The organism is Pseudoclavibacter sp. VKM Ac-2888, assembly GCF_015351285.1.
Lineage (GTDB): Bacteria > Actinomycetota > Actinomycetes > Actinomycetales > Microbacteriaceae > Pseudoclavibacter.
This window is the reverse complement of the sequence record NZ_JADKSM010000001.1, coordinates 1-24,967: the sequence shown is the minus strand read 5'-3', so window position 1 is coordinate 24,967 and position 24,967 is coordinate 1. Positions and strand designations below refer to the sequence as shown.

General features: G+C 69.0%; 24 protein-coding genes. 1 reads left to right on the top strand and 23 read right to left on the bottom strand.

What is annotated here, in order from left to right; genetic code table 11:
• Positions 1 to 30: 30 nt before the first annotated feature.
• The 6 genes from ITJ61_RS00120 to ITJ61_RS00095 all read right to left on the bottom strand — a co-directional run bounded on the left by ITJ61_RS00120 (position 31) and on the right by ITJ61_RS00095 (position 4,250).
• Positions 31 to 687, bottom strand: a complete 657-nt coding sequence (locus ITJ61_RS00120; protein WP_104242253.1) for a PadR family transcriptional regulator — start codon at positions 685 to 687, stop codon at positions 31 to 33.
• Between the two features lie 114 nt (positions 688 to 801).
• A complete protein-coding gene (locus ITJ61_RS00115) occupies positions 802 to 1,227 on the bottom strand; it encodes an NUDIX hydrolase (RefSeq protein WP_219819647.1) in 426 nt (141 codons plus the stop codon).
• A 58-nt stretch (positions 1,228 to 1,285) separates the two neighbouring features.
• Positions 1,286 to 2,767 carry a S1C family serine protease gene (locus ITJ61_RS00110; RefSeq protein WP_194685131.1) on the bottom strand — a complete coding sequence of 494 codons (1,482 nt, stop codon included), beginning with the start codon at positions 2,765 to 2,767 and terminating at the stop codon, positions 1,286 to 1,288.
• A 69-nt stretch (positions 2,768 to 2,836) separates the two neighbouring features.
• The gene (locus ITJ61_RS00105) at positions 2,837 to 3,133 is read right to left on the bottom strand and encodes a hypothetical protein (RefSeq protein ID WP_104306405.1); all 297 of its coding nucleotides are present in this window, start codon (positions 3,131 to 3,133) and stop codon (positions 2,837 to 2,839) included.
• The gene (locus ITJ61_RS00100; RefSeq protein WP_146081993.1) at positions 3,130 to 3,705 is read right to left on the bottom strand and encodes a hypothetical protein; all 576 of its coding nucleotides are present in this window, start codon (positions 3,703 to 3,705) and stop codon (positions 3,130 to 3,132) included. The genes ITJ61_RS00105 and ITJ61_RS00100 overlap by 4 nt, the downstream gene beginning before the upstream one ends.
• Positions 3,702 to 4,250 (bottom strand): RNA polymerase sigma factor, encoded by a 549-nt coding sequence (locus ITJ61_RS00095; protein WP_104242263.1) that lies wholly within the window; start codon positions 4,248 to 4,250, stop codon positions 3,702 to 3,704. The genes ITJ61_RS00100 and ITJ61_RS00095 overlap by 4 nt, the downstream gene beginning before the upstream one ends.
• A gap of 234 nt (positions 4,251 to 4,484) precedes the next feature.
• Between ITJ61_RS00095 and ITJ61_RS00090 the strand changes: the two genes are divergently transcribed.
• Positions 4,485 to 5,987: an APC family permease gene (locus ITJ61_RS00090; protein WP_104242265.1), complete on the top strand. Its 1,503-nt coding sequence runs from the start codon at positions 4,485 to 4,487 to the stop codon at positions 5,985 to 5,987.
• A 79-nt stretch (positions 5,988 to 6,066) separates the two neighbouring features.
• Here the strand turns inward: ITJ61_RS00090 and ITJ61_RS00085 are convergent, their stop codons facing one another.
• From ITJ61_RS00085 to ITJ61_RS00005, 17 genes are all read right to left on the bottom strand, one after another.
• A complete protein-coding gene (locus ITJ61_RS00085) occupies positions 6,067 to 7,518 on the bottom strand; it encodes a glyceraldehyde-3-phosphate dehydrogenase (RefSeq protein WP_104242267.1) in 1,452 nt (483 codons plus the stop codon).
• A gap of 199 nt (positions 7,519 to 7,717) precedes the next feature.
• Entirely contained in the window at positions 7,718 to 9,265 is a 1,548-nt protein-coding gene (gene der / locus ITJ61_RS00080; RefSeq protein ID WP_104242269.1) for a ribosome biogenesis GTPase Der, read from the bottom strand.
• A complete protein-coding gene (gene cmk / locus ITJ61_RS00075; RefSeq protein WP_194685130.1) occupies positions 9,258 to 10,049 on the bottom strand; it encodes a (d)CMP kinase in 792 nt (263 codons plus the stop codon). Before cmk ends, der begins: the two co-directional genes overlap by 8 nt.
• Positions 10,046 to 11,140 (bottom strand): prephenate dehydrogenase, encoded by a 1,095-nt coding sequence (locus tag ITJ61_RS00070; RefSeq protein WP_194685129.1) that lies wholly within the window; start codon positions 11,138 to 11,140, stop codon positions 10,046 to 10,048. The genes cmk and ITJ61_RS00070 overlap by 4 nt, the downstream gene beginning before the upstream one ends.
• A complete protein-coding gene (locus ITJ61_RS00065) occupies positions 11,137 to 12,042 on the bottom strand; it encodes a pseudouridine synthase (protein WP_104242308.1) in 906 nt (301 codons plus the stop codon). The genes ITJ61_RS00070 and ITJ61_RS00065 overlap by 4 nt, the downstream gene beginning before the upstream one ends.
• Positions 12,043 to 12,145: 103 nt before the next feature.
• Positions 12,146 to 12,742, bottom strand: coding sequence for an SMC-Scp complex subunit ScpB (scpB, locus tag ITJ61_RS00060; protein WP_104242273.1), 597 nt, complete (start codon positions 12,740 to 12,742; stop codon positions 12,146 to 12,148).
• A complete protein-coding gene (locus ITJ61_RS00055) occupies positions 12,735 to 13,601 on the bottom strand; it encodes a segregation and condensation protein A (protein ID WP_374953200.1) in 867 nt (288 codons plus the stop codon). The genes scpB and ITJ61_RS00055 overlap by 8 nt, the downstream gene beginning before the upstream one ends.
• A complete protein-coding gene (locus ITJ61_RS00050; protein WP_104242275.1) occupies positions 13,585 to 14,457 on the bottom strand; it encodes a ParA family protein in 873 nt (290 codons plus the stop codon). The genes ITJ61_RS00055 and ITJ61_RS00050 overlap by 17 nt, the downstream gene beginning before the upstream one ends.
• Positions 14,454 to 15,416: a site-specific tyrosine recombinase XerD gene (gene xerD, locus ITJ61_RS00045; protein ID WP_194685128.1), complete on the bottom strand. Its 963-nt coding sequence runs from the start codon at positions 15,414 to 15,416 to the stop codon at positions 14,454 to 14,456. Before xerD ends, ITJ61_RS00050 begins: the two co-directional genes overlap by 4 nt.
• 11 nt (positions 15,417 to 15,427) lie before the next feature.
• Entirely contained in the window at positions 15,428 to 16,072 is a 645-nt protein-coding gene (locus tag ITJ61_RS00040) for an NUDIX domain-containing protein (RefSeq protein ID WP_104242279.1), read from the bottom strand.
• The gene (locus ITJ61_RS00035; protein ID WP_258063201.1) at positions 16,069 to 17,790 is read right to left on the bottom strand and encodes a CTP synthase; all 1,722 of its coding nucleotides are present in this window, start codon (positions 17,788 to 17,790) and stop codon (positions 16,069 to 16,071) included. Before ITJ61_RS00035 ends, ITJ61_RS00040 begins: the two co-directional genes overlap by 4 nt.
• Before the next feature lie 11 nt (positions 17,791 to 17,801).
• The gene (recN, locus tag ITJ61_RS00030) at positions 17,802 to 19,550 is read right to left on the bottom strand and encodes a DNA repair protein RecN (protein WP_194685127.1); all 1,749 of its coding nucleotides are present in this window, start codon (positions 19,548 to 19,550) and stop codon (positions 17,802 to 17,804) included.
• Entirely contained in the window at positions 19,547 to 20,470 is a 924-nt protein-coding gene (locus tag ITJ61_RS00025) for an NAD kinase (RefSeq protein ID WP_104242281.1), read from the bottom strand. Before ITJ61_RS00025 ends, recN begins: the two co-directional genes overlap by 4 nt.
• The gene (locus ITJ61_RS00020; RefSeq protein ID WP_323744265.1) at positions 20,467 to 21,348 is read right to left on the bottom strand and encodes a TlyA family RNA methyltransferase; all 882 of its coding nucleotides are present in this window, start codon (positions 21,346 to 21,348) and stop codon (positions 20,467 to 20,469) included. Before ITJ61_RS00020 ends, ITJ61_RS00025 begins: the two co-directional genes overlap by 4 nt.
• Positions 21,345 to 21,518, bottom strand: coding sequence for a hypothetical protein (locus tag ITJ61_RS00015; protein WP_181062905.1), 174 nt, complete (start codon positions 21,516 to 21,518; stop codon positions 21,345 to 21,347). The genes ITJ61_RS00020 and ITJ61_RS00015 overlap by 4 nt, the downstream gene beginning before the upstream one ends.
• On the bottom strand, positions 21,515 to 22,552 hold the full coding sequence (locus tag ITJ61_RS00010) for an HAD-IIA family hydrolase (RefSeq protein ID WP_194685126.1): 1,038 nt from the start codon (positions 22,550 to 22,552) through the stop codon (positions 21,515 to 21,517). Before ITJ61_RS00010 ends, ITJ61_RS00015 begins: the two co-directional genes overlap by 4 nt.
• A 180-nt stretch (positions 22,553 to 22,732) precedes the next feature.
• The coding region (locus tag ITJ61_RS00005; protein ID WP_194685125.1) for a hypothetical protein at positions 22,733 to 24,967 on the bottom strand (2,235 nt) is incomplete at its 5' end.

Genomic DNA, 24,967 nt, shown 5'->3' with positions numbered 1-24,967 from the left:
ACGCGCTCGGCCGTCGGCGTCCGCACGCCGCTACTTGGCGAGGATCGTGTAGAGCGCCTTGCGGGCGTCGTCCAGGACCTTGGTGGCCTCCTGCTGCTGCTCCTCGGTCGCACCGAGGCGGAACTGCTGCATGACGCCCATGAACTGCATGGCGGATTCGCGCAGGCCGCTCGCGGACTCTGACATCCCGGCGACGCCGCGCCAGCCCTGCTCGAGCTCCTCGGCGTGCTCGGCCACGTAGGTGCGGCCCGATTCGCTCAGCTCGAAGACCGGCTTCTTCTCAGTGCCGCCCTGCTCGATGAGGTCTTCGTCGACGAGCTGCTGCAGTGTCGGGTAGACGGAGCCGGGGCTTGGGCGCCAGACGCCGTCGGTCTTCTCCGCGATGCCCTTGATGAGGCCGTAGCCGTTGGAGGGGCCTTCCGCGAGGAGGGAGAGGATGGCGGCGCGGACGTCGCCCTTGCCTGCCCGGCGGTGGCCGCGTGGGCCGAACTTCGGGCCGAAGCCTGGACCGTGACCGGCCCCCGGACCGAATCCTGGGCCGAATCCTCGTCCAGGGCCGAATCCGTGCGAGAAGCGACGGACGCGCTCGTCCTGTGCGGCCTCGTGGCCGAACCCGTGGCCCTGCTCGTGGGAGCGGCCTCGCTCTGCGTCGAACGGGTGGTGGTTGTGGGTGAAGTGCTTTCGCATGGTGAACCTTTCTGCCGGAGCTGCACCGTGCAACTCCGATAGCTCGACGATATATCGGAGAAGAGTCGCTGTCAAGCGATATATCGGAGAATGTTCGAGAGGTTCGGGAAGCGCTCAGCCACGCGCGTCGCGTCGCCTCCGGAGCTCGGGCATGACGCACTCGCTGAGCAACGGCGCGAGATCGGCCAGGTCAGCTCCAGGGGCCGGATACGCATCCACCCAGCGCAACTCCGCGATCTCGGCGCGAGCCCGTGGCGTCCCGCTCAGCTCTGCCAGGTACACCGTGCCGATGAGGTCGGTCGCCGCCTCGTTCGCGGCCGCGGTCGTCCACTCCCCGAGGAGCGTCACGTCGGCGTCGTCGAGCACGATCCCCACCTCCTCCTCGATCTCGCGAAGAGCCGCCGCCTTCGGCGACTCCCCCGGCTCGAGCTTCCCGCCGGGGAGCATGAACTTCGTCGTCCCGCGTTTGCGGACCGTGAGCACCTGCCCCTCGGAATCCTCGAAGCAGATGGCGGCGACAGTCAACACAGAAGCGGGCACGCACCAAGGATAGGTGCGTGCCCGCTGGCGCCGAAAGGAGGCGTCGCCGTTCCTGCCGCTACTGCCCGAGCTTGCCCACCGTGACCCGGACCGTCTGCTCCTGGCCGCCGCGCATGAGCACGGCTTCGACCTGCGTTCCCGGCTCGAGGGCACGGATCTGGGCCGTCAGGTCCGTCGAGCTGGAGACTCGGTGCCCACCGAACGAGGTGATCACGTCACCGGCCTGGATGCCGGCCTGCGCCGCGGGGCCCCCTGCGGTGAGCTGCGTCACGTAGGCCCCGGCCATGCTCGAGTCGGCCGCGGTCGGGTCGCTGACGCTCGCTCCGAGGAATCCATGCGAGACGGCGCCGCTCGAGATGAGCTGCTCCGCCACCCGCTTCACGAGGTTCGAGGGCAGCGAGAAGCCGACGCCGATGTTGCCGGACGCGCTGCCGCTGCTGCTGCCGGCACCAGCGATCGCCACGTTGATGCCGATAAGGGCACCGTCCTGGTTGACCAGCGCGCCACCCGAGTTGCCCGGGTTGATGGCGGCATCGGTCTGGATGACCGGGAGGGCGACGGAGGACGAGCCCTGGGTGCTCGTCTGCCCCTCGGACGAGTTCGGGTCGCCGCGCCAGAAATTGTACGGGCTGTCTTCCTGGGTGCCGTCAGACTGGACCTCCTCCGGAACCGCGGAGGAGCTGACGAGGATGCCACGGTCGAGGGCGCTCACGACGCCCTCGGTCACCGAGTCGGAGAGCCCGAGCGGAGCGCCGATGGCCACGGCGACATCGCCCACACTGAGCGAGTCGGAGTCGGCGAACGTGATGGGGGTCAGCGACGTGTCCTCGACCTTGATGATCGCGAGATCGAGCACAGGGTCGCCGGCGACGAGGGTCGCAGGCAGCAGGCGGCCGTCGCTCGTCTGGACCGAGAGCTCGGCGTTGCCCGTTGCGCCGTCGATCGTCGCGACGTGGTTGTTCGTGACGATGTACCCGGAACCGTCGACGACGACACCGGAGCCGCTCGCCCCCGTCTGACCGGAGGATGCGGAGATCGTGACGACGCTCGGGGAGGCCACCGCGGCGATGCTCGTCACGAGCGTCGCGTCCTGCGGGTTGTTGACCGTGATCGACTGCGAGCTGGACGAGCCCGCGGCCACCTGGGACGAGCCGAAGCCGCCGACGACGGCTCCGCCAACGCCGCCACCGACGACGCCACCGACAAGGAGGCCCGCGGTGAGGAGCGCGACCGTGCCGAAGCGGCGCTTGCGGGGCTTCGGCACCTGCGCCGTTGCCGGCGAACCTGCCGGGCCGAAGCTGTTCGACGGGTACTCGGCGCCCGCATAGTCCGGGGTCGAGTACTGGGGCGCCGAGTAGTCCTGGTACTGGGGCGCCTGGTAGCCGGCCGGCGCGTACTGGCCGGGCTGGTACGGGCCGGAGGAGTACTGCGGCGCGAAGGCGTGCGACTGCGAGGACGAGGAGGGCTGCTGAGCGGAGGACTCGAGGTGCGGCTTGGCGCCGTCCTGCGGGTTCGTTTCCGGGAAGGAGGGGGTGGACATGTGTGGTTCCTTTCGACACCACTGAGCATCCAACCCGGGGCTATGGCCTTCCTATGGCGAAGCTGTGGCTCAGCTTCGACCCGCGAGCGCGTGCACCCTGATCCGCACCCGCACCAGAGATCCGGGCGGGAGCACGGTGAGCGCAGCCGCCTTGATGCGCTCGGCGAGACCTTCCAGGATCTGCGCCTGCGGCGCAGACGCCTCGACCCGCACCCGGACGGCCACGGTCGTGGCGTCGCCCGACGTGCCGACCTCCACGTGCAGCGATCCGAGATGGATGCTCGTGATGGGCAGCAGCTCCACCACCCCGGGAGCACCGATGGTCGCCGCCTCGACGGCTTCGGCGATACGCTCGCGGTCGATCATTCGGCGCTCCTCACGTCGGCGATGACGATGTCGATGCCGGTGACCTGCAGGGTCGTGTGGACGGCGAGCGCCTCGGCGATCGCCTCCCGCACGCGGTCGGCCAGCGGATGCAGCGGTCTCAAGCCCAGGACCGTGACGGAGACCGTGAGGTGCACGGGCGCACCTGGCTCCGTCACCTCGCCGTCGAGCACGCAGCGACCGATCAGGACGCCGTCCATGGCATCCCCCGTGCGTCGGACGATCTCGCGCACGACGCCCTCGCTCTGCGAGAACTCGTACTCGGGCTCGACCGAGGTGAGCGGAATCTCGCGGCCTGCACGAGCATCCATCGCGATGCCACGCAGCATCGACTGCAGCCACGCTCCGCTCGGCCCTGGTGTCGCTGCCGACTCGGCTTCGATGAGGTCGTGGGAGGCGCGTGTGACGCGTTCGAGGGCTTCGAGCGCTCGCTCGCACTCCGGGTCGCTCTCGATGTCGGCGTTGTAGGGCACGCGACCGGCTTCCAGATACTCGGAGAGCTGCGTGAGGGTGTACCCCGCCGCGCCGATGGTCGGTTCGTCGTCTTCGCTCATGCCCATTCCTCCATTCCCCGCAGCAGCGCGAGCCTGGCCCGCGACAGGGCCCCTCGCACCGTCGAGGTGTTCGTTTCGAGCTGTTCGGCGATCTCGGCGTAGGTGAAGCCCGCCGTCTCCTTCAGGACCCAGCACTGCCGCTGGAGCTCGGGGAGCGTGCCGAGAATTCGGGATGCGGTATCGAGCTTTGCGTTCAGCTCGAGCTGGGCCGACGGCCCGAGCTCCTTCGCGGCGGGTGCCACGACGTCGTCGATGTCCTGCTCGAACTTCCTCTTCCTGAGCAGGTCGGTCGCCTTGCGAGCCGCGATCTGCACGAGCCAGGCGCGCACGGCACTGGGCTCGCGGAGGAGGTCGAGTCGCTTCCAGGCGACGATGCAGGCGTCCTGCACCGCATCTTCGGCGTCGGCGCGGGACGAGAGCAGTCGGATCGCGGTGGCGATCATGAGCCCCCAGTGGCGACGGATGAGCACCTCGAACGCGCGCTGGTCACCGTCTCTGGCGCGGGCGACGAGCAACGCGTCCGGCGCCTCGGCGAGGTCAGGCATGGCCCCTCCTTCGCGAAAGCCAGTGGGCCGGGCGGCTCCACTCGCGAGCAACCCTATGACACCGATCCTCGCCGCTTCCTGCCAATGCCTGGCACCCGGGGAGGCCGACGACGAAAGCGGCGAATTCGAGCGTCGACCATCGTGTTTCCAACAGGTAAACTCCACTCGCGCGCGCGTGCCCACGTGCGCTTGCAACAATCCTGGGGGAACTCCTTGAGCTTTTTCGAAAGCCTGATGCGCACGAAGAGCATCGAGGCATCACTTGCGGACTCGCACTCCGAGGGACGGTCGCTCAAGCGCTCCCTCGGCGTGTGGGACCTCGCCATCATGGGCGTCGCCGTTGCCGTCGGCGCCGGCATCTTCTCCGTCGGAGCTAAGGCGGCCGCCAACAACGCCGGCCCCTCGATCACGATCGGCTTCCTCCTGGCGGCGGTCACGTGCGGTCTCGCGATCATGGCGTACGCCGAGTTCGCGTCGTCGGTGCCCGTCGCCGGCTCCGCCTACACGTTCACGTACGCGACGCTCGGAGAGCTGCTCGCGTGGATCATCGGCTGGGACCTCATCCTCGAGATGCTCTCCGCCTCCGCCGTCATCGCCAGCTACTGGGGCGTGTACCTGCAGGAGGTCGTCAACATCTGGGGCTGGGACATCCCGCCGAAGCTCAGCATCTTCGGGCTCTTCGAGCTGAACTGGGCCGCGTTCTTCATCGTCGCCGTCCTCACGACGCTGCTCGCGCTCGGCACCAAGCTGTCCTCTCGCGTCAGCGCGGTCCTGACGATCCTGAAGGTCGCGACCGTGCTCTTCGTCATCGTCGTCGGCGCCTTCTTCGTCAACGTGAAGAACTACACGCCGTTCATCCCGCCGTCCCAGCCCGCGCAGGACTCGGGAGCGGATGCGTGGCACCAGTCGCTGTTCTCCTTCATGTCCGGTGCTGAGCCGAGCATGTACGGCGTCTTCGGCCTCCTCGCCGGCGCTTCCATCGTGTTCTTCGCGTTCATCGGGTTCGACGTCGTCGCGACGAGCGCGGAAGAGGTCAAGAACCCCAAGAAGAACCTGCCCCGCGGCATCTTCCTCGGCCTCGCCATCGTCACCGTGCTCTACCTCTCGGTGAGCCTCGTCATCACGGGCATGGTGTCCTACACCGACCTCGCGGCGTCCGAGACCCCGTCGCTCGCGACGGCATTCGTGCTCGTGGGTGCCGACTGGGCCGCCCAGATCATCTCGATCAGCATCCTCCTCGGCTTCACGACCGTCATCCTCGTGCTCCTCATGGGCCTCGCCCGAGTGCTGTTCTCGATGAGCCGCGACGGGCTGCTCCCCCGCTCGTGGAGCATCACGAGCGAGAAGCGCAAGACGCCGATCCGCCTGCAGATCGGCGTCGGCGTCGCGGTCGCGCTGCTCGCCGGGCTCACGAACGTCGACTGGCTCGAGGAGATGATCAACATCGGCACGCTCTCCGCGTTCGTGCTCGTGAGCCTCTCCATCCTCGTGCTGCGCAAGAAGTACCCGAACCGTGAGCTGGCCTACCGCATGCCGTGGTCGCCGTTCCTGCCGATCCTCTCGGCGGTGCTGTGCTTCTGGCTCATGCTCAACCTCTCGACGCTCACCTGGCTGCGCTTCGCCATCTGGCTCGTCATCGGCCTCGCGATCTACTTCCTCTACAGCCGCCGCAACTCGCGCCTCGGCAAGGAGCAGCACTCGCTCGCCGACAAGCTGGGCTCCGGAGAGCTGAAGTAGCCGGCCCCTGCTCGCAGAGACGGCCCCCGTCCACCTTCCGGTGGACGGGGGCCGTCTCGCTGTGTGATGCGGCGTGGAGCTAGATCTGCGACAGCTCCTTGCGGTGCGGCACGATCGGGGGCTGCACGCCACCCAGTTGCTCGATGATGCGCACCACCTGGGTGGAGTAGCCGAACTCGTTGTCGTACCAGACGTAGAGCACGAGGTTCTTGCCCTCGGCGATGGTCGCGAGCCCATCGACGATGCCGGCCCGGGTCGTGCCCACGAAGTCCGTGGAGACGACCTCGCTCGACTCGATGTAGTCGATCTGCTGACGGAGGACGGAGCTGAGCGAGATCTGTCGGAGGAAGTCGTTCACCTCGCCGCGAGTCGTCGGACGCTCGAGCGTGAGGTTGAGCACGGCCATGGAGACGTCCGGCGTAGGGACGCGGATGGCGTTGCCGGTGAGCTTGCCCTCGAAGTGCGGGAGCGCCTTCGCGACCGCCTTCGCCGCGCCGGTCTCCGTGATGACCATGTTGAGTCCCGCGGCGCGTCCGCGGCGGTCCCCCTTGTGGAAGTTGTCGATGAGGTTCTGGTCGTTGGTGAACGAGTGCACCGTCTCGACGTGTCCGTGCACGACCCCGTATCGCTCGTCGATGACCTTGAGGACGGGCGTGATGGCGTTGGTCGTGCAGGATGCTGCCGAGAGAATTCGGTCGTCGTCCGTGATGCCGGCGTTGTTGATGCCGTAGACGATGTTCTTGAGCTTGCCCTTGCCCGGCGCCGTCAGCAGCACCCGACGCACGCCGGGGCTCTGCAGGTGCTGCGCGAGGCCCTCGGCGTCGCGCCAGCGGCCCGTGTTGTCGACGACGATGGCGTCCCGGATCCCGTACGAGGCGTAGTCCACGGTGGCCGGGTCGTTCGAGTAGATGACCTTGATGACGGTGCCGTTGGCCTGGATCGTCGAGGCGGCCTGGTCGACGGAGATCGACCCCGCGAAGGCGCCGTGCACGGAGTCGCGTCGAAGGAGGCTCGCCCGCTTCTCGAGGTCGTTGTCGCTGCCCTTGCGCACGACGATGGCCCGGAGGCGCAGCCCGCGTCCGGTGCCGGCGTGCGAGATGATGATGCGGGCGAGCAGGCGGCCGATGCGACCGAATCCGTAGAGGACGACGTCGGCGCCGGAGTCCGGCGAGCCGGTGCCGATGACCTCGAGGAGCTGATTCGCGAGGAAGGTGTCGAGGTCCTCGGCCTGGGCCGCGAATCGGGTCGCGAGCTCGCCGAGATCGATCGAGGCGGTGCCGAGGTCGAACTCCTGCAGCCGCTCGAGGATGGGCAGCGTCGCGTCCAGCGACAGCTCGACGTCGTTGATGCGGCGCGCGAAGCGGTGCGCCTTGATGATGTCGATCGCGGAGAGGTTGATGAGCCGGTGACCGTAGATGGAGGTCACGACGTTGCGGGTGCGGTAGAGGTTCCCGATGAGCGGGATCATCCGCTCGGCGATGCCGACTTTCTCCAGCCACTCGTGCTGCGTCTTCTCGGACTTTTCCATCATCGAATGGGACCCCTCAACGTCGAAAGTTCACGCCTGACAGCCAGGCTCACGAAAAATCCTACGGTTCTGCGCTGCCTGACGTGCGGGAATCCGGGTCAAGGGGCACGCCCGTATTCACGATGAGGAAAAAAGGGCCGAATTTGTCACGAGGGGCCCGTCCCGCGACTGCGGAACGGACCCCTCGGCGCTGGCGGACTCGCTAGCTGCGCTTCGCCCGCTTCTCGCGGACACGCATGTTCGTGATGATCGGCGAGCCCTCGAAGCCGTACACCTCGCGGAGTCGACGCTGGATGAAACGACGGTAGCCCGGGTCGAGGAAGCCGGTCGTGAAGAGCACGAATGTCGGCGGACGCGTCTGCGCCTGGGTGCCGAACAGGATGCGCGGCTGCTTGCCGCCACGGAGCGGGTGCGGGAACTCCGCCGTGAGCTCCGCGAGGAACGCGTTGAACTTGCCCGTGGGGATGCGCGTGTCCCACGAGTCGAGGGCCAGCTCGAGGGCCGGCACGAGCTTCTCGAGGTGGCGGCCGGTCTTCGCGGAGATGTTGACGCGCGGCGCCCAGGCGACGTGAGCGAGGTCGCGTTCGACCTCACGCTCGAGCTGCCAGCGGCGTTCGTCGTCGAGCATGTCCCACTTGTTGAAGGCGAGCACGAGCGCGCGCCCGGACTCGAGCACCAGGTCGATGATGCGCAGGTCCTGCACGTTGACGGCCTCGGTCACGTCGAGGACGACGACGGCGACCTCGGCCTTCTCGAGGGCGGCCGTCGTGCGCAGCGAGGCGTAGAAGTCCGCACCCTGCTGCAGGTGCACCCGACGGCGGATGCCCGCCGTGTCGACGAAGCGCCAGATCTTGCCGCCAAGCTCGACCTGCTCGTCGACGGGGTCGCGAGTGGTGCCGGCGAGGGAGTTGACGACGACACGCTCTTCGCCAGCGGCCTTGTTGAGGAGGCTCGACTTGCCGACGTTCGGTCGTCCCAGGATGGCGACGCGGCGGGGCCCGCCGATCTCCTCCTTCGCGACCTTGGAGACCTCGGGGAGGATCTCGATGACCTTGTCGAGGAGGTCGGCGACACCGCGTCCGTGGACTGCCGAGACCGGCCACGGCTCGCCGAGTCCGAGGCTCCACAGCTGCGCCGCGTTCGGCTCCTGGACGGCGTCGTCGACCTTGTTCGCGACGAGGATGACGGGCCGGTCCGTCTTGCGGAGCAGCTTCACGACGTGCTCGTCCGTGGCGGTGGGGCCGACATTCGCGTCGACGACGAAGAGCACGGCGTCAGCGAGCTCGACGGCGATCTCCGCCTGCTGGGCGACCGACAGGTCGATGCCCTTCGCGTCGGGCTCCCACCCGCCGGTGTCGACGATCGTGTACCAGCGGTTGTTCCACTCGGCCTTGTACGAGACGCGGTCGCGGGTCACGCCTGGCGTGTCCTCCACGACGGCCTCGCGCCGGCCGATGATGCGGTTGACGAGCGCGCTCTTGCCGACGTTGGGTCGGCCGACGACCGCGAGCACGGGAAGCGCTGGCAGGTACGTGATGGCGTCGCCGTCCTCGGAGGCGCCGAGGAGCACCTCGAGGTCGTCTTCCTCGAGCTCGTAGTCGTCGAGGCTCTGGCGCAGCGCGTTGGTGCGCTGCTCGACGACGGATTCGTCGAGCCCCTCCAGGCGCGAGACGAGCTCCTCGCCTCCTGCTGCGTCGAACTCGTCTGAGGCCTGTGTGGCCTCGTCGTTGTTCCCTTGGTCGTCAGTCATCGTGACTCCTTCGTGTTGTCGTGTCTGACAGCGCGCTCGGGGCGGCTGCCAGCGACGGTGCTGTCGTCTGGTGCGAACCGGGCGCCGAGGCGACGATTCGCAGGAATTCCTCGACCGACTGCTCGAAATCGAGCCTCGTCGTGTCGAGCACCGTGACGCCGTCGGCGGCCTCGGTGAAGTTGGTGACCTTGGCGTCGCGGGCATCGCGCGCCGAGACGGACTCGGCCACGGCGGAGGCCGCCTCGCCTGCCTTCTCACCGGCCCTGCGTGCGATGCGAACGGCCTCGTCCGCGGTCATGAGGATGCGCACGGGCGCATCCGTGGCCACGACCGTCGTGATGTCCCGGCCTTCGGCGATGATGCCGGCAGCTGCCGTCTCGGCCATGGTGCTCCGGAAGAGCGCCGTGAGGGCCGCACGGGCTTCTGGCACCCGGGATACTCGCCAGACCTCGCCGGAGATGGCGGTGTCGCGGATGTGCTCCGAGACATCGGTCTCGCCAACGCGAACCCAGCGCTCGTCCGGGCTCTGCGAGATGCGGTACTCGGCGATGAAGGTGGGCAGCAGGGCGACGATGGTCGCGGCGTCGTCGAGGTCGCAGCCCCGCTCGATGGCGAACCAGGTGAGCGCGCGGTACGCGGCGCCGGTGTCGAGGTAGCCGAAGCGGAGGCGCCTCGCGCTCTCGCGGCACACGCTGGACTTGCCCGACCCAGCCGGGCCGTCGACGGCGACGACAAGGGGGGCGACCGCGACGGAGGCGGCGGGCGGAGAGGCGAGCGCGCTCATGCGGCGATCCTCCACCCTCGCTGCTCGAGCTCTTCGACGAGCTTCGCCGTCGCCGATGGCACGACGGAGATGACGACGAGACCCACGTTCGATGCCTGCGCGTGTTCCATCCGGAAGTCCTCGACGTTGACCTGCGCGTCGCCCACATCGCCCATGAGGCGTGCGAGCTGGCCTGGCTTGTCGTCGATCATGACCGTGACGGAGTCGAACTCGCGTCGCGAGGAGCCGTGCTTGCCTGGCAGGCGCGCGACGCCGGCATTGCCGGTCGCGAGCTGTTCCGCGATGATGCGCCCGGAGCCGCGCTCCTGGCTGCGCTCGAGCGCTCCGGCGACCTTGTCGAGGTCGGCCTGCAGCTTGCGGAGCACCGCAGCAGTCGGGGCCGCGTTCGCGGTGAGGATCTGGGTCCAGAGGACGGGGTCGCTCGAGGCGATCCTCGTGAGGTCTCTCAGCCCCTGGCCCGCGAGCGCGGTCGCGCCGTCCTCGTCGTCGACGAGGCGGGAGGCGAGCAGCGTGGAGACCAGCTGGGGGACGTGGGAGACCAGCGCCACGGCACGGTCGTGGTCGTGGGCCGTCATCGCGACGGGAGTCGCGCCGAGGTCGAGCGCAAGGCCTTCGACCTCCTGCAGCGCGAAGACGCTCGTCTGCTCGTGGTGCGCGATGACCCACGGGCGTCCGACGAAGAGGTCGGCGCGGCCCGAGAGCGGCCCGCCCGTCTCGCGGCCGGCCATGGGGTGCGAGCCGAGGTACCGGCTGATGTCGGCTCCCCGAGCGACGAGCTCGGCGAGCGGTGCCGACTTCACGCTCGCGACGTCGGTCACGATGGCGTCCGGCCAGCGCTCGAGTTCGGCCGCGACGACCTGGCCCGTCACGTCAGGCGGCACGCAGACCACGACGATGCGGGGTGGCTCTCCCCCGGCAGCATCCGCCGCGGGGGTTCCCGCGCCGTAGTCGACCGCGAGCTGCAGCACCGACGGCGAGATGTCGTCGAGCTGGACGTCGACGCCGAGCCTCCGGAGCCCGTGACCGACACTCGTGCCGAGCAGCCCGGCACCGACCACCCGCACCGGGGAGTTGGTTCGAGTTGGCGTCATCGACGACCTTTCGACTTGGCAGACGGCGTCTGCCGCGCGGTTCTCCCCTGCTTCGCCCCGCGCTCGGGGGCTGCTGACTGCGCGGGGGCGCCGCTCTCGCGCTGCTCACCGGCTCGCCGGGCGAGCTTCAGGATGCGGCCGAGCTCCAGTGTAGTGAACTCGCGCATCTCCCCTTCGCGCAGCGTGCCGAGGTTCAACGGCCCGAAGCTCCGGCGCACGAGCGCGCTGACGGGGTGCCCGACCTCTTCGAGCATGCGACGCACGATGCGGTTGCGGCCGGAGTGCAGCACGATCTCGACGAGCGAGGCCGTGTGACTCGGCTGATCGGCGAGCAGCCTCGCGCTGTCGGCCTTGATGAAGCCGTCCTCGAGCTCGAATCCCTGGCGAAGGCGCTGCAGGGCCTTCGCGGACACGCGTCCCTCGACGCGGGCGATGTACGTCTTCTCCACGCCGAAGGACGGGTGCGCGAGCACGTGCGCGAGTTCCCCGTCGTTCGTAAGGATCAGCAGGCCGCTCGTGTCGATGTCGAGCCTGCCGACGTTGTAGACCCGCTCCTCGAATTCGCTCGTGAACTCGCGAAGGTCAGGGCGGCCCTGCTCGTCGCGCATCGTCGAGACGACCCCGGTGGGCTTGTTCAGGAGGACGTAGCGCTTGCTCGGGTCGAGCTGGATGGGGGTGCCATCCACCGCGACCTCGTCACGGTCCGGGAAGACGCGGCTGCCGAGCTCGGTCACGACGACCCCGTTGACCTCGATGCGTCCCTGCGTGATGTACTGCTCGCAGACACGACGGGAGGCGACGCCTGCCGCCGCGAGCGCCTTCTGCAGACGGACGCCGTCGTTGCGCTCTTCCACCGGAGCGACCTCGCGGCCGGGCAGCGGGATGTCGGCGAAGTCGTCCATCGAGTAGCCGCCTTCAGGTCGCGCCTGCGCAGCCTGGCGGAGCGCCGCGGCTTCGTCGGCGGTGCGGTCGGCGTCGCTGTGGCGCGGTGCGCGCCCTCGCTGATCACTCATGGAATCCGTCCTGTCCTTCGTCGAGCAGAGGTGAAATCTTTGGCAGCTCGTCGAGCGAGTTGAGTCCCAGGTGCACCAGAAGCGCCTGGGTCGTGACGTAGCGAATGGCCCCGGTCACGTCGTCGTGGCCGTCTTCTGCGATGAGGCCACGTGCTACCAGAGTACGCACCACCGAGTCGACGTTCACAGCGCGGACCTGCGCCACCTGCGAACGGGTGATGGGCTGACGGTAGGCGATGACGGCGAGCGTCTCGAGCGCGGCCTGCGAGAGCCTCGACGGCTGGCGGGTGAGCACGAAGTCGGCGACGATGTCGTCGAGCGTCTCGCGCACGTAGAGCCGCCATCCCCCGCCCACCTCGCGCAGCTCGAAGCCGCGCTCCGGCCCGCCGAGGTCGCCGTTGTAGTCGGCGACGAGCCGGCCGATGGATGCTCGGACGTCGGAGACGGGGCGGCTGACCGCGCCGGCGATGGTCACGAGCGACAGCGGCTCGTCGGCGACGAAGAGGATCGCCTCGACGGCGCGGTCGAGCTCGACGCTTGGCTGCTCGCCCGGATCGGAGGGCTGCTCGGTCGCGGTGAGGTCAGTCATCGTCGTCTCCGAGGCTCGAGAGCTGCGCCGCATCCCAGTCCTGCGCGTCCCACTGCACGATGAGCTCGCCGAGCGGGGTCTCCTGCTCGAAGCTCAACGCGGCCCTGCGGTACAGCTCCAGGAGGGCCAGGAAGCGGGCGATGACCACACCGCGAGCGCTGGCGTCAGCGACGAGCTCCCGGAAGGTGCGCGGTTCGCCGTCCTGGAGGACCGCGACGAGGATGCGGGCCTGCTCTCGGATGCTCACCTTGGGGGCGTGGAGGTGGGTGAGGCCGACGGTCGGGATCTCTCGTGGCGCGAGCGCGAGCGTCGCGAGCGCGGCGAAGTCGGCGGCGGACAGCGTCCAGACGAGCTCCGGGATGCGCTCTCGGAACTTCGCCTCCAGGGGCACGGCACGAGTCGTACGCTGCCCCTCGACGCCGAGCGCCGCCGCGAACCATGCGGAGACCTCCTTGAACGCCTTGTACTGCAGGAGGCGCGCGAACAGGAGGTCTCGTGCCTCGAGGATCGCCACGTCCTCCGCATCCACGTACTCGCCCTGCGGAAGCAGGCTGACGATCTTCATGTCGAGCAGCGTTGCCGCGACGACGATGAACTCGCTCGCCCGATCGAGCTCCTCCGGCGTCGACAGGTCGTTCAGGTATCCGATGAACTCGCTCGTGACGCGGCTGAGCGACACCTCGGTGATGTCCATCTCGTGCTTCGAAATGAGCGTCAGCAGGAGATCGAACGGGCCTTCGAAGTTGCTGAGGGAGACACGGAAGTCCGCGTCCGGGGCCGCCTCGATGTCGGCGGCGGCCGAGCTCCCCTGCCTGGCCGGGGTGGCCCGTGCGGTCAGCGTGCTAGGCGACGGCGCCACGTTCGACCAACTCGCGCGCGAGCTGGTGGTAGGCCTTCGCCGCGGTGTGCTCTGGAGCGAAACTGACGATGGGCACGCCGGCGACGGAGGCATCGGGGAACTTCACCGTGCGGCCGATCACCGTGTCGAAGACGCGGTCGCCGAACGCCTCGTAGACGCGGTCGAGCACCTCGCGCGAGTGCAGGGTGCGGCCGTCGTACATGGTGGGCAGGATGCCGTCGAGCTCGAGCGAGGGGTTGAGGCGGTCGCGCACCTTGTCGACGGTCTCGACGAGCAGCGCGACGCCGCGGAGCGCGAAGTACTCGCACTCGAGCGGGATGATCACGCCGTGGCTCGCGGTGAGCGCGTTGACCGTGAGGAGTCCGAGGGAGGGCTGGCAGTCGACGATGATGACGTCGTACTCGCTCGAGACCTTGCGCAGCACACTCGCGAGGATCTGCTCGCGCGCGACCTCGGTGACGAGGTGCACCTCCGCCGCCGAGAGGTCGATGTTCGCGGGCATCACGTCGAGGCCCGGGAAGGCCGTCGGCTGGATGACCTCGTGTGGGTCCTTGACCGTGCCGATGAGCAGGTCGTAGACCGTCGGGGCGTCGTAGGTGCGAATGCCGAGGCCCGCGCTCAGCGCACCCTGCGGGTCGAAGTCGACGGCGAGCACACGGCGGCCATAGAGCGCGAGCGAGGCGCCGAGGTTGATGCTCGTCGTGGTCTTCCCGACGCCACCCTTCTGGTTGCACATCGAGATGATGCGCGCAGGGCCGTGGTCGTCGAGTTCCTCTGGCACGTCGAAGTGGTTATAGAGTCGCGTCGACACCGCGCTTGCGCTGCGGGGAGTGGATTCGATGGTCTCTTCGCTCATGACCTCTGCATCCTATCCCCGGCCTGGCCTCCGCCGAGGGTGGCGCGCGGATGGCTCGTCGCGTAGACGTCCCGGAGCGTGTCGGCTGTCACGAGCGTGTAGATCTGCGTCGTCGAGACGGAGGCGTGGCCGAGGAGCTCCTGCACGACACGCACGTCCGCTCCGCCCTCGAGCAGGTGCGTCGCGAACGTGTGGCGGAGGGTGTGCGGGGAGACGCGCCCGGCGAGGTCCGCCCGCGCTGCGATCGCGTCGAGCAGGTTGAAGGCGCTCTGCCGGGAGAGCCGCGCACCGCGCGTGCCGAGGAACAGCGCCGGGGTTGCGCTCCCCCGCGAGGAGAGCTCGCGTCTCGCTCGGACGAGGTAGCGGTCGAGGGCTCGCTGCGCGAAGCTGCCGACCGGCACGATGCGCTGCTTGTTGCCCTTGCCCCGCACCCGGAGGATGCCGGGCTCGAGCAGGTCATCGACGTTGAGGTCGACGAGTTCGGAGATGCGCGCGCCGCTCGCGTAGAGGAGCTCGACGAGCGCGGTGTCGCGCATCGCCTCGAGCGTCTCGCCGTCTGCTGCCTGCAGCAGCCGCTCCACCTCGGCCACGGTGAGCGCCTTCGGGAGCCGGGACGGCAGCTTCGGCGCGCGCACCCGCGCGGTGGCGTCCACGTCGAGCACACCCTCGTCGAGCAGGAACCGGTGGAAGCCGCGCACCGAGGACAGCGTCCTCGAGATGGAGGAGGCGGCCAGCTGCTCGCCGTCGCGCAGGTGCGCGAGGAAGGCGGTGACGTCCTCGGGCTTCGCGGCCGCGACCGGGCTGCGGTCACCCTGCTCGAGCCAGTCGAGGTACTTGACGAGGTCTCGCCGGTAGGCCCCGAGGCTGTTGGCGGAGAGGCCGCGCTCGATCGTCAGATGCCTGAGGTAGGTATCGAGGCGGGCCGCGTCCGACGTGGCCTGGCCCGGATCCGCGGCCATGCGCTGGCCGACTACTCTGGGCGCCCCGGCGAGCGGGTCGGCCAGGCCGCGTCCGCGGGTCGGAGCGTCGAGAAGGAGCGTTCCTTCGCGAGGTGGAGCGCCATGACGCCCGAGACGACGAACGGGTTCTGCACGGAGCCGTCGAGGACGGCCTCGAGCGCGTCGGGAAGCGCAACCCAGCGCTGCTCGAGCTCCGCCTCCTCACCGGTGCGATCGAACGCCTCCGGAGTGGCCGAGAGACCGCGGGCGAGGTAGACGCGCACGTTCTCGCTGCTGCCCCCCGGCGAGGTGTACTGGTCGAGCAGCACGTCCCAGCGGTCCGCGAGCAGGTCGACCTCCTCGCCGAGCTCGCGCTTCGCGGCGTCGAGCGGGTCCTCGCCGGGCGCGTCGAGGAGTCCTGCCGGCAGCTCCCAGTCGCGCCGCCCGACCGGGTGACGGTACTGGCGGATGAAGAGGATGCGGTCGGCGTCGTCGAGCACGAGCACTGCGACCGCGCCCGTGTGCGACATGAACTCCCGCGTCAGCACCTCTCCGCCGAAACGGAACCGCTCGCGGACGATGTCCCAGACGGCGCCGCGGAAGACGACGCTCGACTCGAGCACCGTGTCTTCCGCGACCGCGTCGGCGAAGGGTCCCGATTCAGCGGACGAGGTCACTGCTGGACCTGGTCCACGTCCTGCACGCTCTCCTCGACGTCGACGAGGCGACCGGAGCGCTGACGCTCGAGGCCGGCGGCGACGAGGCCGGAGAACAGCGGGTGCGCGTTGTTGGGGCGCGACTTGAGCTCGGGGTGCGCCTGCGTGGCCACGTAGAACGGGTGCACCTCGCGCGGCAGCTCGACGTACTCGACGAGCGTGCCGTCCGGTGAGAGTCCCGAGAAGTGGAGGCCCGCATCCGAGATCTGATCGCGGTACGCGTTGTTCACCTCGTAGCGGTGACGGTGGCGCTCCTCGACGAGGGTCGAGCCGTAGAGCTCGGCGATGATGGAGCCCTCGTCGAGGGCTGCCGGGTAGGACCCGAGGCGCATCGTGCCGCCGAGGTCGCCGGTCTCGATGATGTCGACCTGCTCGGCCATGGTCGCGATGACGGGGTTCGGCGTCTCCGGGTCGAACTCGGACGAGCTCGCGTCGCTGATGCCGACGACGTTGCGCGCGTACTCGATGACCATGCACTGCATGCCGAGGCACAGCCCGAGCGTGGGGATGCCGTTGTCGCGAGCGAAGCGCAGGGCGCCGAGCTTGCCCTCGATGCCGCGGATGCCGAAGCCGCCTGGCACGCAGATCGCGTCGACGTCGCTCAGCTGTGCTGCGGAGCCCTCTGCCGTCTCGCACTCGTCGGATGGGATCCAGCGCAGCTTGACGCGCGTCTGGTTCGCGAAGCCGCCGGCCCGCAGCGCCTCGGTCACGGACAGGTAGGCGTCGGGGAGGTCGATGTACTTGCCGACCAGGCCGACCGTGATCTGATGCTTGGGCTGGTGGACGACCTCGAGCAGGCGCTCCCAGGCGCTCCACTCGATGGGTTCGGCGGGGAGCTTGAGCTGCTCGATGATGTACTCGTCGAGCCCCTGATCGCGCAGGACGCGGGGGATGTCGTAGATCGACGGCAGGTCGATGGTGTTCACGACGGCACGCTCCGGCACGTCGCACATGAGGGCGATCTTGCGCTTGTTGCTCTCGGTCACGGGGCGGTCGCTGCGCAGCACGAGCGCGTCCGGCTGGATCCCCGCGGAGCGGAGAGCCGCGACCGAGTGCTGGGTGGGCTTGGTCTTCTGCTCGCCTGAGGCTCCCATGAACGGGACGAGCGAGACGTGCACGAAGAACACGTTGTCGCGTCCGAGCTCGTGGCGCAGCTGGCGGGCCGACTCGATGAAGGGCTGCGACTCGATGTCGCCGATCGTGCCGCCGACCTCGGTGATGATGACGTCGGGGCGAGGCTCCTCGCTGGCCTGGAGGCGCATGCGTCGCTTGATCTCGTCGGTGATGTGCGGGATCACCTGGACCGTGTCGCCCAGGTACTCGCCGCGGCGCTCCTTGGCGATGACGCTCGAGTAGATCTGCCCGGTCGTGACGTTGGCCGACTGCGCGAGGTCGACGTCGAGGAAGCGCTCATAGTGGCCGATGTCGAGGTCGGTCTCAGCCCCATCGTTGGTGACGAACACCTCGCCGTGCTGGAACGGGTTCATGGTGCCCGGGTCGACGTTGAGGTACGGGTCGAGCTTCTGCATGACGACGCGCAGGCCTCGGGCCCTGAGGAGGTTGCCCAAGCTGGCAGCGGTCAGGCCCTTGCCGAGAGAGGAGACCACGCCCCCGGTCACATAGATCTGCTTGACAACGGCCTGGTCGTTTCCCGCAACTGGGATATCTGCGCTAGTCACGGAATTCCATGTTAGCCGACGGACCGCGATCCGTCTGCGCCTGACGCTGTGCGATTCGCCGCGGCGAGCTCGAGCAGCTCCTCTGCGTGGGCGTTCCCGGTCTCGCTGGAGGAGAGTCCCGACAGGAGCCTGGCGATCTCCTGCGTCCGGTCTGCACCGCTGATCTGGCGGATGCTGGAGGTCGTGAACTGTCCGTCGCTCGACTTCTCGATGCTGATGTGGTTGTCCGAGAACGCAGCGACCTGCGCCAGGTGCGTGACGACGATGACCTGAGCGTTCGCGGAGAGCCGCTGCAGGCGGCGCCCGATCTCGATCGCCGCGGACCCGCCGACGCCGGCGTCGACCTCGTCGAACACGAGGGTCGGCACCGAGCTCACGTCCGCCAGCACGACTTCGAGCGCGAGCATGACGCGAGAGAGCTCGCCGCCGGAAGCGCCCTTGCCGAGCGGGGCCGGCTCGGTTCCCGGATGCGGACGGAGCATGAAGGCGACCCGGTCGCCGCCGTGGGCGGCGATCTCGTCGAGCGGGGTGATGGCCACGGTGAGCTGGGCTGCCGGCATGGCGAGGGCGTGGAGCTCCTCCGTGACCCGCTCCTCGAGCACCGCAGCCGTCGCGGTCCGGAGTTCCGTGAGGCGCGCAGCCGCGGCGGCGAGCGCCTCCTCCGCCTCGGCGATCTGCGCCTCGAGCTGCTGGATGCGCGTCGAGTCGTTCTCGAGTTCCAGCAGCTGGATGCCCGCTTGGGAGCCGAGCTCGATCACGTCGTCGAGCGTCGGTCCGTAGGTGCGCGTGAGGCTCGTGAGCAGCGTGAGCCGCTCGTTGAGCTCCGCCAGTTCACCGCTTCCCTCGGCTTCGAGTCCGTCGAGGTAGCCGGCGAGGCGCAGGCCGAGCTCGTCGATTGCGAACGAGATGTCGGCCGCCGCCTGTCCGAGCTCACCCAAAGCGGGATCGCTCGCTGTCGCGCTGTCGATGAGGGCCCGCACCTGCGAGACCAGCTCGGTGGAGCTCGCGCCGCCCTGTCCGCCGAATCCTGCGGAGCTGTCACCGGCGAGGAGCTCGTGCGCCTGGCCGACGTCGCGCCGGAGCGCCTCGAGGTTGGAGAGCCGCTCGATGCGGGCGAGGAGCGTCACGTCCTCCCCCGCTTGCGGCTCGGCCGGCTCGATGTCGGCGAGTGCTCGACGCAGTCGGGCGGCTTCGAGCTCGCGCTCGGCCTCAGCGTCGCTCAGCGTCTGCAGCTCGGCGCGCAGCTCGGCGCGGCGAACATGCGCCTCGCGAACCGTGGTGCGTGCGCTGCGCAGCTCGGCACCGCCGAACGCATCCAGCGCGGCACGCTGCGCTCCCTCGCTGCGAAGCCGCCACTGGTCGCTCTGCCCGTGCACCACGACAAGGCGCTCTCCGAGGTCGGCGAGGATCGAGGCTGGCACCCCGCGCCCGCCGAGCCAGGCTCGGCTCCGACCCTCCGCGCTCACCTGGCGGGCCACGAGGAGCTCGTCGTTCTCGTCGAGCTCTGCGCCCGCGTCTGCCGCGAGGCGCGCTGCGGCACTGTCGGCGTCGAGCTGCCAGCGCCCCTCCACGACTGCCTTGCTCGCGCCCGATCGCACCGCGTCCGCGGAGGCGCGCCCGCCGCGGAGCAGGCCGAGCGCCGTGACGATCATGGTCTTTCCCGCGCCGGTCTCACCCGTGATCGCGGTGAAGCCGGGGCCGAGGGGAAGCTCGGCGCGTTCGATGACGCCGAGGCCGGAGATATCGATGTCAAGAATCATGCGCGTGCGGGTCCTCGCCATCCTGAAGTCGGGAGTTGGAACTTTTCCACAAGTCGTTTGCTGAACGGCGCGCTGTGGAGTCGCGCCAGACGGATCGGGGCGCCTCCCCGCGTTGCCGTCACGCGGGAGCCCGCCGTGAGGTCGTACGTGCGTCGCCCGTCGCACCACAGCACACCCGGCGTGCCGGTGCGGGGAATGATCTCCACGGCGAGCGTCGAGCTCGGGCCGACGACGATGGGCCTCGCGAAGAGGGCGTGCGCGCTGATCGGCACGAGCAGCAGCGCTTCAACCGTCGGCCACACGATGGGGCCGCCCGCCGAGAACGAGTAGGCGGTGGAGCCGGTCGGCGTCGAGAAGATCGCGCCGTCGGCGCCGAAGCTGAGCAGCGGCTGCCCGTCGACCTCGAGAACCAGCTCGAGCATCCGCTCACGGCTGGCCTTCTCGATGGATGCCTCGTTGAGGGCCCAGGTCTCGTAGACGGTCTGGCCGCCGAGCGTGACCCGGACGTCGAGCGTCATCCGCTCCTCGACCTCATAGTCGCGATCGAGGGCTCGTCCGACAGCGTCCGCGAGCGAGTCTCGCTCGCTCTCGGCGAGGAAGCCGACGTGACCGAGGTTGACCCCCAGAATCGGGACCCCGGCATCGCGCACCAGCTCGGCGGCACGCAGGATGGTGCCGTCGCCCCCGAGCACGATGGCGATCTCGACTTCGTCGGCCGCGAGTTGATCGCCGAGCGCCATGGTCGTCCGGGGCACCCGGTTCCTGTCGAGGCGCAGCAGCTCGCGGTGCGTCGACGGCTCGAGCACGGGAACCACGCCGGCATCGTCGAGCAGCTGCAGAACCGTCATGGCCGCCTCGATGGCGTCTTCGCGTGCGACATGGCTGACGACGAGGATCCGCCGCTTCGAGTTTCCGCTCATCGATCTGCCTCCAAGTCCTCCGCTTCGACGATGGCTCGCCGCAGAGTGTCGAGTCTGTCAGCATCCGCTGGACTCGAGCCTCTCGACGTGCGGAAGACCGCGACGAATTCCGAGTTCCCGTGCGTTCCCACGATGGGAGACGGCCGCAGGGAGACGAGCTCGAGCCCGCAGTCGGCGGCTTCCATGAGCACCCGCTCGAGTGCGGGCGCGACCAGCCTGCGGTCGTGGACGATGCCGCCCTTCACGCCCGTCCGCCCGACCTCGAACTGCGGCTTGATGAGCAGCACGGCGTCGACGATCCCGGGCGCCATCGCCAGGATGGGCGCGATGACCTTGGTCAGGGAGATGAACGAGAGGTCGCCAACGACGAGGTCGATATCGGCGGAGCGCACGGGCGATTCCGCTGCCACGAGCAGTTCGTCGAGCTGCTCGGCGTCGACGAACCGGGCGTTGACGCCTTCCAGGTTCGAGACGCGAGGATCTTCGCGCACCGACGGCGCCAGCTGGTCGTGCCCGACGTCGAGTGCCACGACGTGACGTGCGCCGCGAGAGAGCAGCACCTGTGTGAAGCCGCCGGTGGATGCACCCACGTCAAGCGCTACTCGACCAGTGGGATCGAGCGTCGGCACCGCGTCGAGACCCGCGACGAGCTTGTGCGCGGCTCGCGAGACGAAGTCGTCTCCCCCAGCGATCGTCAGCTCGTCGTGGTCGGCGACGCGGAGGCCCGTCTTGCTCGCCTGCACACCGTTCACGGACACCAGCCCGGCCTCGATGAGGCGCGCCGCGGCCGTGCGGCTGCGCGCGAGTCCACGGTGGGTGAGCTCGGTGTCGAGGCGCTTGAGCGGCCCTCCCTCGGGCGTCGTGATCGGACCGTTCACGCGCTGTCCCCGTCGAAGAGCTCCACGGGAGTGCTCTCCAGGAGCTCCCCCAGCTGCTGGTGCAGCTGCGAGAACTCGGCCGCGCGCTCCGAGACGGGCAGGGACGCGATTCGATCGAGCTCGGGGGCGAGCTCCGTGTCGTCGGCGGCCCCGCCTGGGTCGATGCTCATGACGCGAGTTCCGAGTACAGCACCTCCGGCACCCGGAGCGCGTAGATGAGCTTCTCCGAAGCCGCGATCGCTGCGCAGCCAGCACGCAGGAGGTTGATGGGCGAGGAGCCGGCGCGGTCGACGATGACGTCGATGCCACGCACTGTGACCTGCGCGTCTCCGACGCGCGCGACGGCCACCTCGGCCTGTGGACGCTCGCTGACGACCTTCGGGTACGGCTGCGAGAGCTCGCGAAGGTCGCTCAAGATGAAGTCGGGACGCTGACCAGGGGGCGCCGCGATGAGCTGCTTGGGGCGGTCGACGCCCGTGAGCACGAACGCCGAGGCCATGCCGGCGTTCGAGGCACCCTTGATGTCGGTGTCGAGTCGGTCGCCGATGAACAGCGCCTTCTTCGCGTCGAAGCGGCGCACCGCCTCGTCGAAGATCGCCTTCTCCGGCTTCCCGGCGACGAGCGGCAGCTTCTGCACCGCCGTGTGCACGGCCGACACCAGCGTTCCGTTGCCTGGGGCGATGCCGCGAGCGACAGGGATCGTCCAGTCCTGATTCGTCGCGACCCACGGGATGTCGCGCGCGAGCGCGAACGAGGCCTCCGCGAGGTGCTCCCAGCCGACGTGCGGCGCGAAGCCCTGGATGACTGCGTCGGGTTCGTCGTCCGCGGATCGCGTCACGCGGAATCCAGCCTTGGCGAGCTCGTCGATGAGACCGTCCCCACCGACGACGAGCACAAGCGCGCCGGGGGCTACCTGGTCAGCCAGGAGACGCACCGCCGCCTGCGGACTCGTCACGACGTCCTCGGCCGTCAGCGTGAGCCCCAGCTCGCGCAGATGCTGCGCGACCTGCTCATCCGTGCGGGAGGCATTGTTCGTGATGTACCCAGAGCGGAGACCGGCCGCGGCGAGCGCATTCAGGCTCTCCACCGCGTAGGGCACCGGGTTCGGTCCGCGGTAGACGACGCCATCCAGGTCCGCCAGCACCACGTCCACGCCGTCGAGCGGGGAAGGTCCGGTTCCGGTGCTCTTCTTGAACAAAGCCATCAGCATCTCTCGTCTCTCTCGGCTCGTCGGCTTCGGCAGCCTGACTCTTGGGATCTTGGCGTCGGCCCAGGCAGGATCGACGCGATTCGCGCACTTCGCGCGAGGTACAGGCACAGCGGGCGCTGCGGGCCCCGCAGGCGGGCGCGGGGCGGCGGAGTGGATCCGCCGCCCCGCATCCGATCACAGGTCGAAGAGGGGCTCGGGCTCGTCGCCCTTGCGCTTCTTCTCCTCGTCTTCGTCGTCGTTCTCGTCGTCGCTGTTCTCGGCGTCGCTGTCATCAGCGTCCGATGCAGCATCGGCAGGCGCAGCGTCAGCGTCTGACTCCGATGCGACCTCGGCCTCAGCAGGTGCCGGGACGACATCGAGCTCGACGTCGACGGCAACAGGCGCGCTCTCGTGCTCGTCGATGTCGTGCTCGTCGATCGCGAGTTCCTGGGCATCCTCGGCAGCGGCGACGATCTCGTCAGCCTCTTCCTGGACTTCCTTCGCCTCGTCGGCAGTCTCCGCGTCAGCGACGATCTCGTCGGCCTCTTCCTGGACCTCATCCAGCGCCTCGGCTTCGGCGACGATCTCGTCCGCCTCTTCCTCGACCTCGGCGACCAGTTCGTCGTCGAGCACGGCAGCGGCTTCGTCGATGACAACGGCCTCAGCCGCAGCCTCCGATTCGGGCTCAGCTGCAACCGTGTCACCGGCCGCCGCGAGCAGCTCATCTACCTCGGCTTCGAGGTCGTCCTCGTCACGCGAGTACTCCGCGGCCTCGGATGCTTCGCCATCTGCGACGCTTCCCGAGCCCTCGACAGCGCTCGTCGAGCCTTCGCCCGCGATCTCGGTCTCGGCTGCGATCCCGTCCTCGTCGATCTCGTCCTCCTCGAGAGGGGGGAACTCGCCTTCGGTGACGACTTCGATGGTCTCGTGCTCGTCGTGCTTGACGGCGTCGAGAGCATCCTGCGCCCTGGTGGCGAGGGCAGTCCAGCGCTCGGCTTCCGCGGTGCGCTCGAGTTCCTCGAGCACGGTCGCGTAGGCGGCGAACAGGGCCGGGCTGTACGAGTAGGCGCGCTTCGGGTCGAGCTGCGGGATCTCGAGTTCAGCAAGCGCGAGGTCGGCGGCGCCCTGATCGAGACGCGCACCGGACATGGCGATGGCGACCTGGACCAGTTCGGCCGGGCCGAGCCCCGTGCGGTCGGCGGCGCGACCGAGCTCGAGGGCCCGGTCCGGGCGGCCGAGGCCGCGCTCGCTGTCGATCATGAGCGCCAGCTGGTCTTCCTTGCCGCTGATGCGACGGTAGGTACGCAGCTCGCGGAGTGCCAGAGCGTAGTCGCCGATCGTGTACGCCGTGATGGCGAGGGTCTCGCGCACCATGGCGATACGTCCGCCGCGGCGTGCCGCCGAGACGGCATGCTGATGGGCGAGCTCGGGATCGCTGTCGATCAGCACCGATGCCATCACGAGGTGCCTGGCGACGAATTCCTGGTTGGTCGCCTCGAGCGTCTTGAGCTCGTTGCGGGCGCCCTTGGGGAGATCCGACTCGCTGACCTCGTCGGGAACGATGGGGTCGATGTGCTCTGCCCGAACGGGGCGGAGCTCACGCGCGAGCAGCTCCTCCTCGGTCAGTTCCGGACGCTCAGGCGCCGGAGGACGTCCGCGGCCGCCAGAGAAGCCGCGATCGTCGCGTCCGCCACGGCTGTCGCCACGGGGGCCAGATGAGCGACGCTCGCCGTCACGGGGAGGGTAGGACTTCCGCTCGCCGCGGTTGTCATCACGAGGCGCGTAGGTCTTGCGCTCACCGTCACGAGGAGGGTACGACTTGCGCTCGCCGCGGCTGTCGTCACGGGGCGCGTAGGACTTCCGCTCGCCACGGTTGTCATCACGCGGTGCGTACGACTTCCGCTCACCGTCGCGGGGCGGGAACGACTTGCGCTCGCCGCGGTCATCGCGGGAGTTGTAGGGACGACGCTCCCCGTCACGAGGCGGGTACGACTTGCGCTCACCACGGCTGTCATCGCGAGGAGGGTACGACTTCCGCTCACCACGGTTGTCGTCACGTGGCGCGTAGGACTTGCGCTCACCATCACGAGGAGGGTACGACTTGCGCTCACCACGGTTGTCATCGCGTGGCGCGTAGGACTTCCGCTCACCACGGTTGTCATCACGGGGCGCGTAGGACTTGCGCTCACCATCACGAGGCGCGTACGACTTCCGCTCACCACGGTTGTCATCACGCGGTGCGTAGGACTTCCGCTCGCCGTCACGAGGAGGGTACGACTTGCGCTCGCCGCGGCTGTCATCACGGGGCGCGTAGGACTTCCGCTCACCACGGTTGTCATCACGCGGTGCGTACGACTTCCGCTCACCGTCGCGGGGCGGGAACGACTTGCGCTCGCCGCGGTCATCGCGGGAGTTGTAGGGACGACGCTC

What these genes read in the sequence shown, in the direction of transcription:
- der (WP_104242269.1), bottom strand. Translation starts at nt 9,265, where the DNA reads ATGACTGACGACCAAGGGAACAACGACGAGGCCACACAGGCCTCAGAC.
- ITJ61_RS00010 (WP_194685126.1), bottom strand. Translation starts at nt 22,552, where the DNA reads ATGGCTTTGTTCAAGAAGAGCACCGGAACCGGACCTTCCCCGCTCGAC.
- ITJ61_RS00105 (WP_104306405.1), bottom strand. Translation starts at nt 3,133, where the DNA reads ATGATCGACCGCGAGCGTATCGCCGAAGCCGTCGAGGCGGCGACCATC.
- xerD (WP_194685128.1), bottom strand. Translation starts at nt 15,416, where the DNA reads ATGGCCGCGGATCCGGGCCAGGCCACGTCGGACGCGGCCCGCCTCGAT.
- ITJ61_RS00025 (WP_104242281.1), bottom strand. Translation starts at nt 20,470, where the DNA reads ATGAGCGGAAACTCGAAGCGGCGGATCCTCGTCGTCAGCCATGTCGCA.
- ITJ61_RS00120 (WP_104242253.1), bottom strand. Translation starts at nt 687, where the DNA reads ATGCGAAAGCACTTCACCCACAACCACCACCCGTTCGACGCAGAGCGA.
- ITJ61_RS00110 (WP_194685131.1), bottom strand. Translation starts at nt 2,767, where the DNA reads ATGTCCACCCCCTCCTTCCCGGAAACGAACCCGCAGGACGGCGCCAAG.
- ITJ61_RS00050 (WP_104242275.1), bottom strand. Translation starts at nt 14,457, where the DNA reads ATGAGCGAAGAGACCATCGAATCCACTCCCCGCAGCGCAAGCGCGGTG.
- ITJ61_RS00085 (WP_104242267.1), bottom strand. Translation starts at nt 7,518, where the DNA reads ATGATGGAAAAGTCCGAGAAGACGCAGCACGAGTGGCTGGAGAAAGTC.
- ITJ61_RS00070 (WP_194685129.1), bottom strand. Translation starts at nt 11,140, where the DNA reads ATGACGCCAACTCGAACCAACTCCCCGGTGCGGGTGGTCGGTGCCGGG.
- ITJ61_RS00090 (WP_104242265.1), top strand. Translation starts at nt 4,485, where the DNA reads ATGCGCACGAAGAGCATCGAGGCATCACTTGCGGACTCGCACTCCGAG.
- ITJ61_RS00095 (WP_104242263.1), bottom strand. Translation starts at nt 4,250, where the DNA reads ATGCCTGACCTCGCCGAGGCGCCGGACGCGTTGCTCGTCGCCCGCGCC.
- scpB (WP_104242273.1), bottom strand. Translation starts at nt 12,742, where the DNA reads ATGACTGACCTCACCGCGACCGAGCAGCCCTCCGATCCGGGCGAGCAG.
- ITJ61_RS00100 (WP_146081993.1), bottom strand. Translation starts at nt 3,705, where the DNA reads ATGAGCGAAGACGACGAACCGACCATCGGCGCGGCGGGGTACACCCTC.
- ITJ61_RS00015 (WP_181062905.1), bottom strand. Translation starts at nt 21,518, where the DNA reads ATGAGCATCGACCCAGGCGGGGCCGCCGACGACACGGAGCTCGCCCCC.
- recN (WP_194685127.1), bottom strand. Translation starts at nt 19,550, where the DNA reads ATGATTCTTGACATCGATATCTCCGGCCTCGGCGTCATCGAACGCGCC.
- cmk (WP_194685130.1), bottom strand. Translation starts at nt 10,049, where the DNA reads ATGAGCGCGCTCGCCTCTCCGCCCGCCGCCTCCGTCGCGGTCGCCCCC.
- ITJ61_RS00065 (WP_104242308.1), bottom strand. Translation starts at nt 12,042, where the DNA reads ATGGACGACTTCGCCGACATCCCGCTGCCCGGCCGCGAGGTCGCTCCG.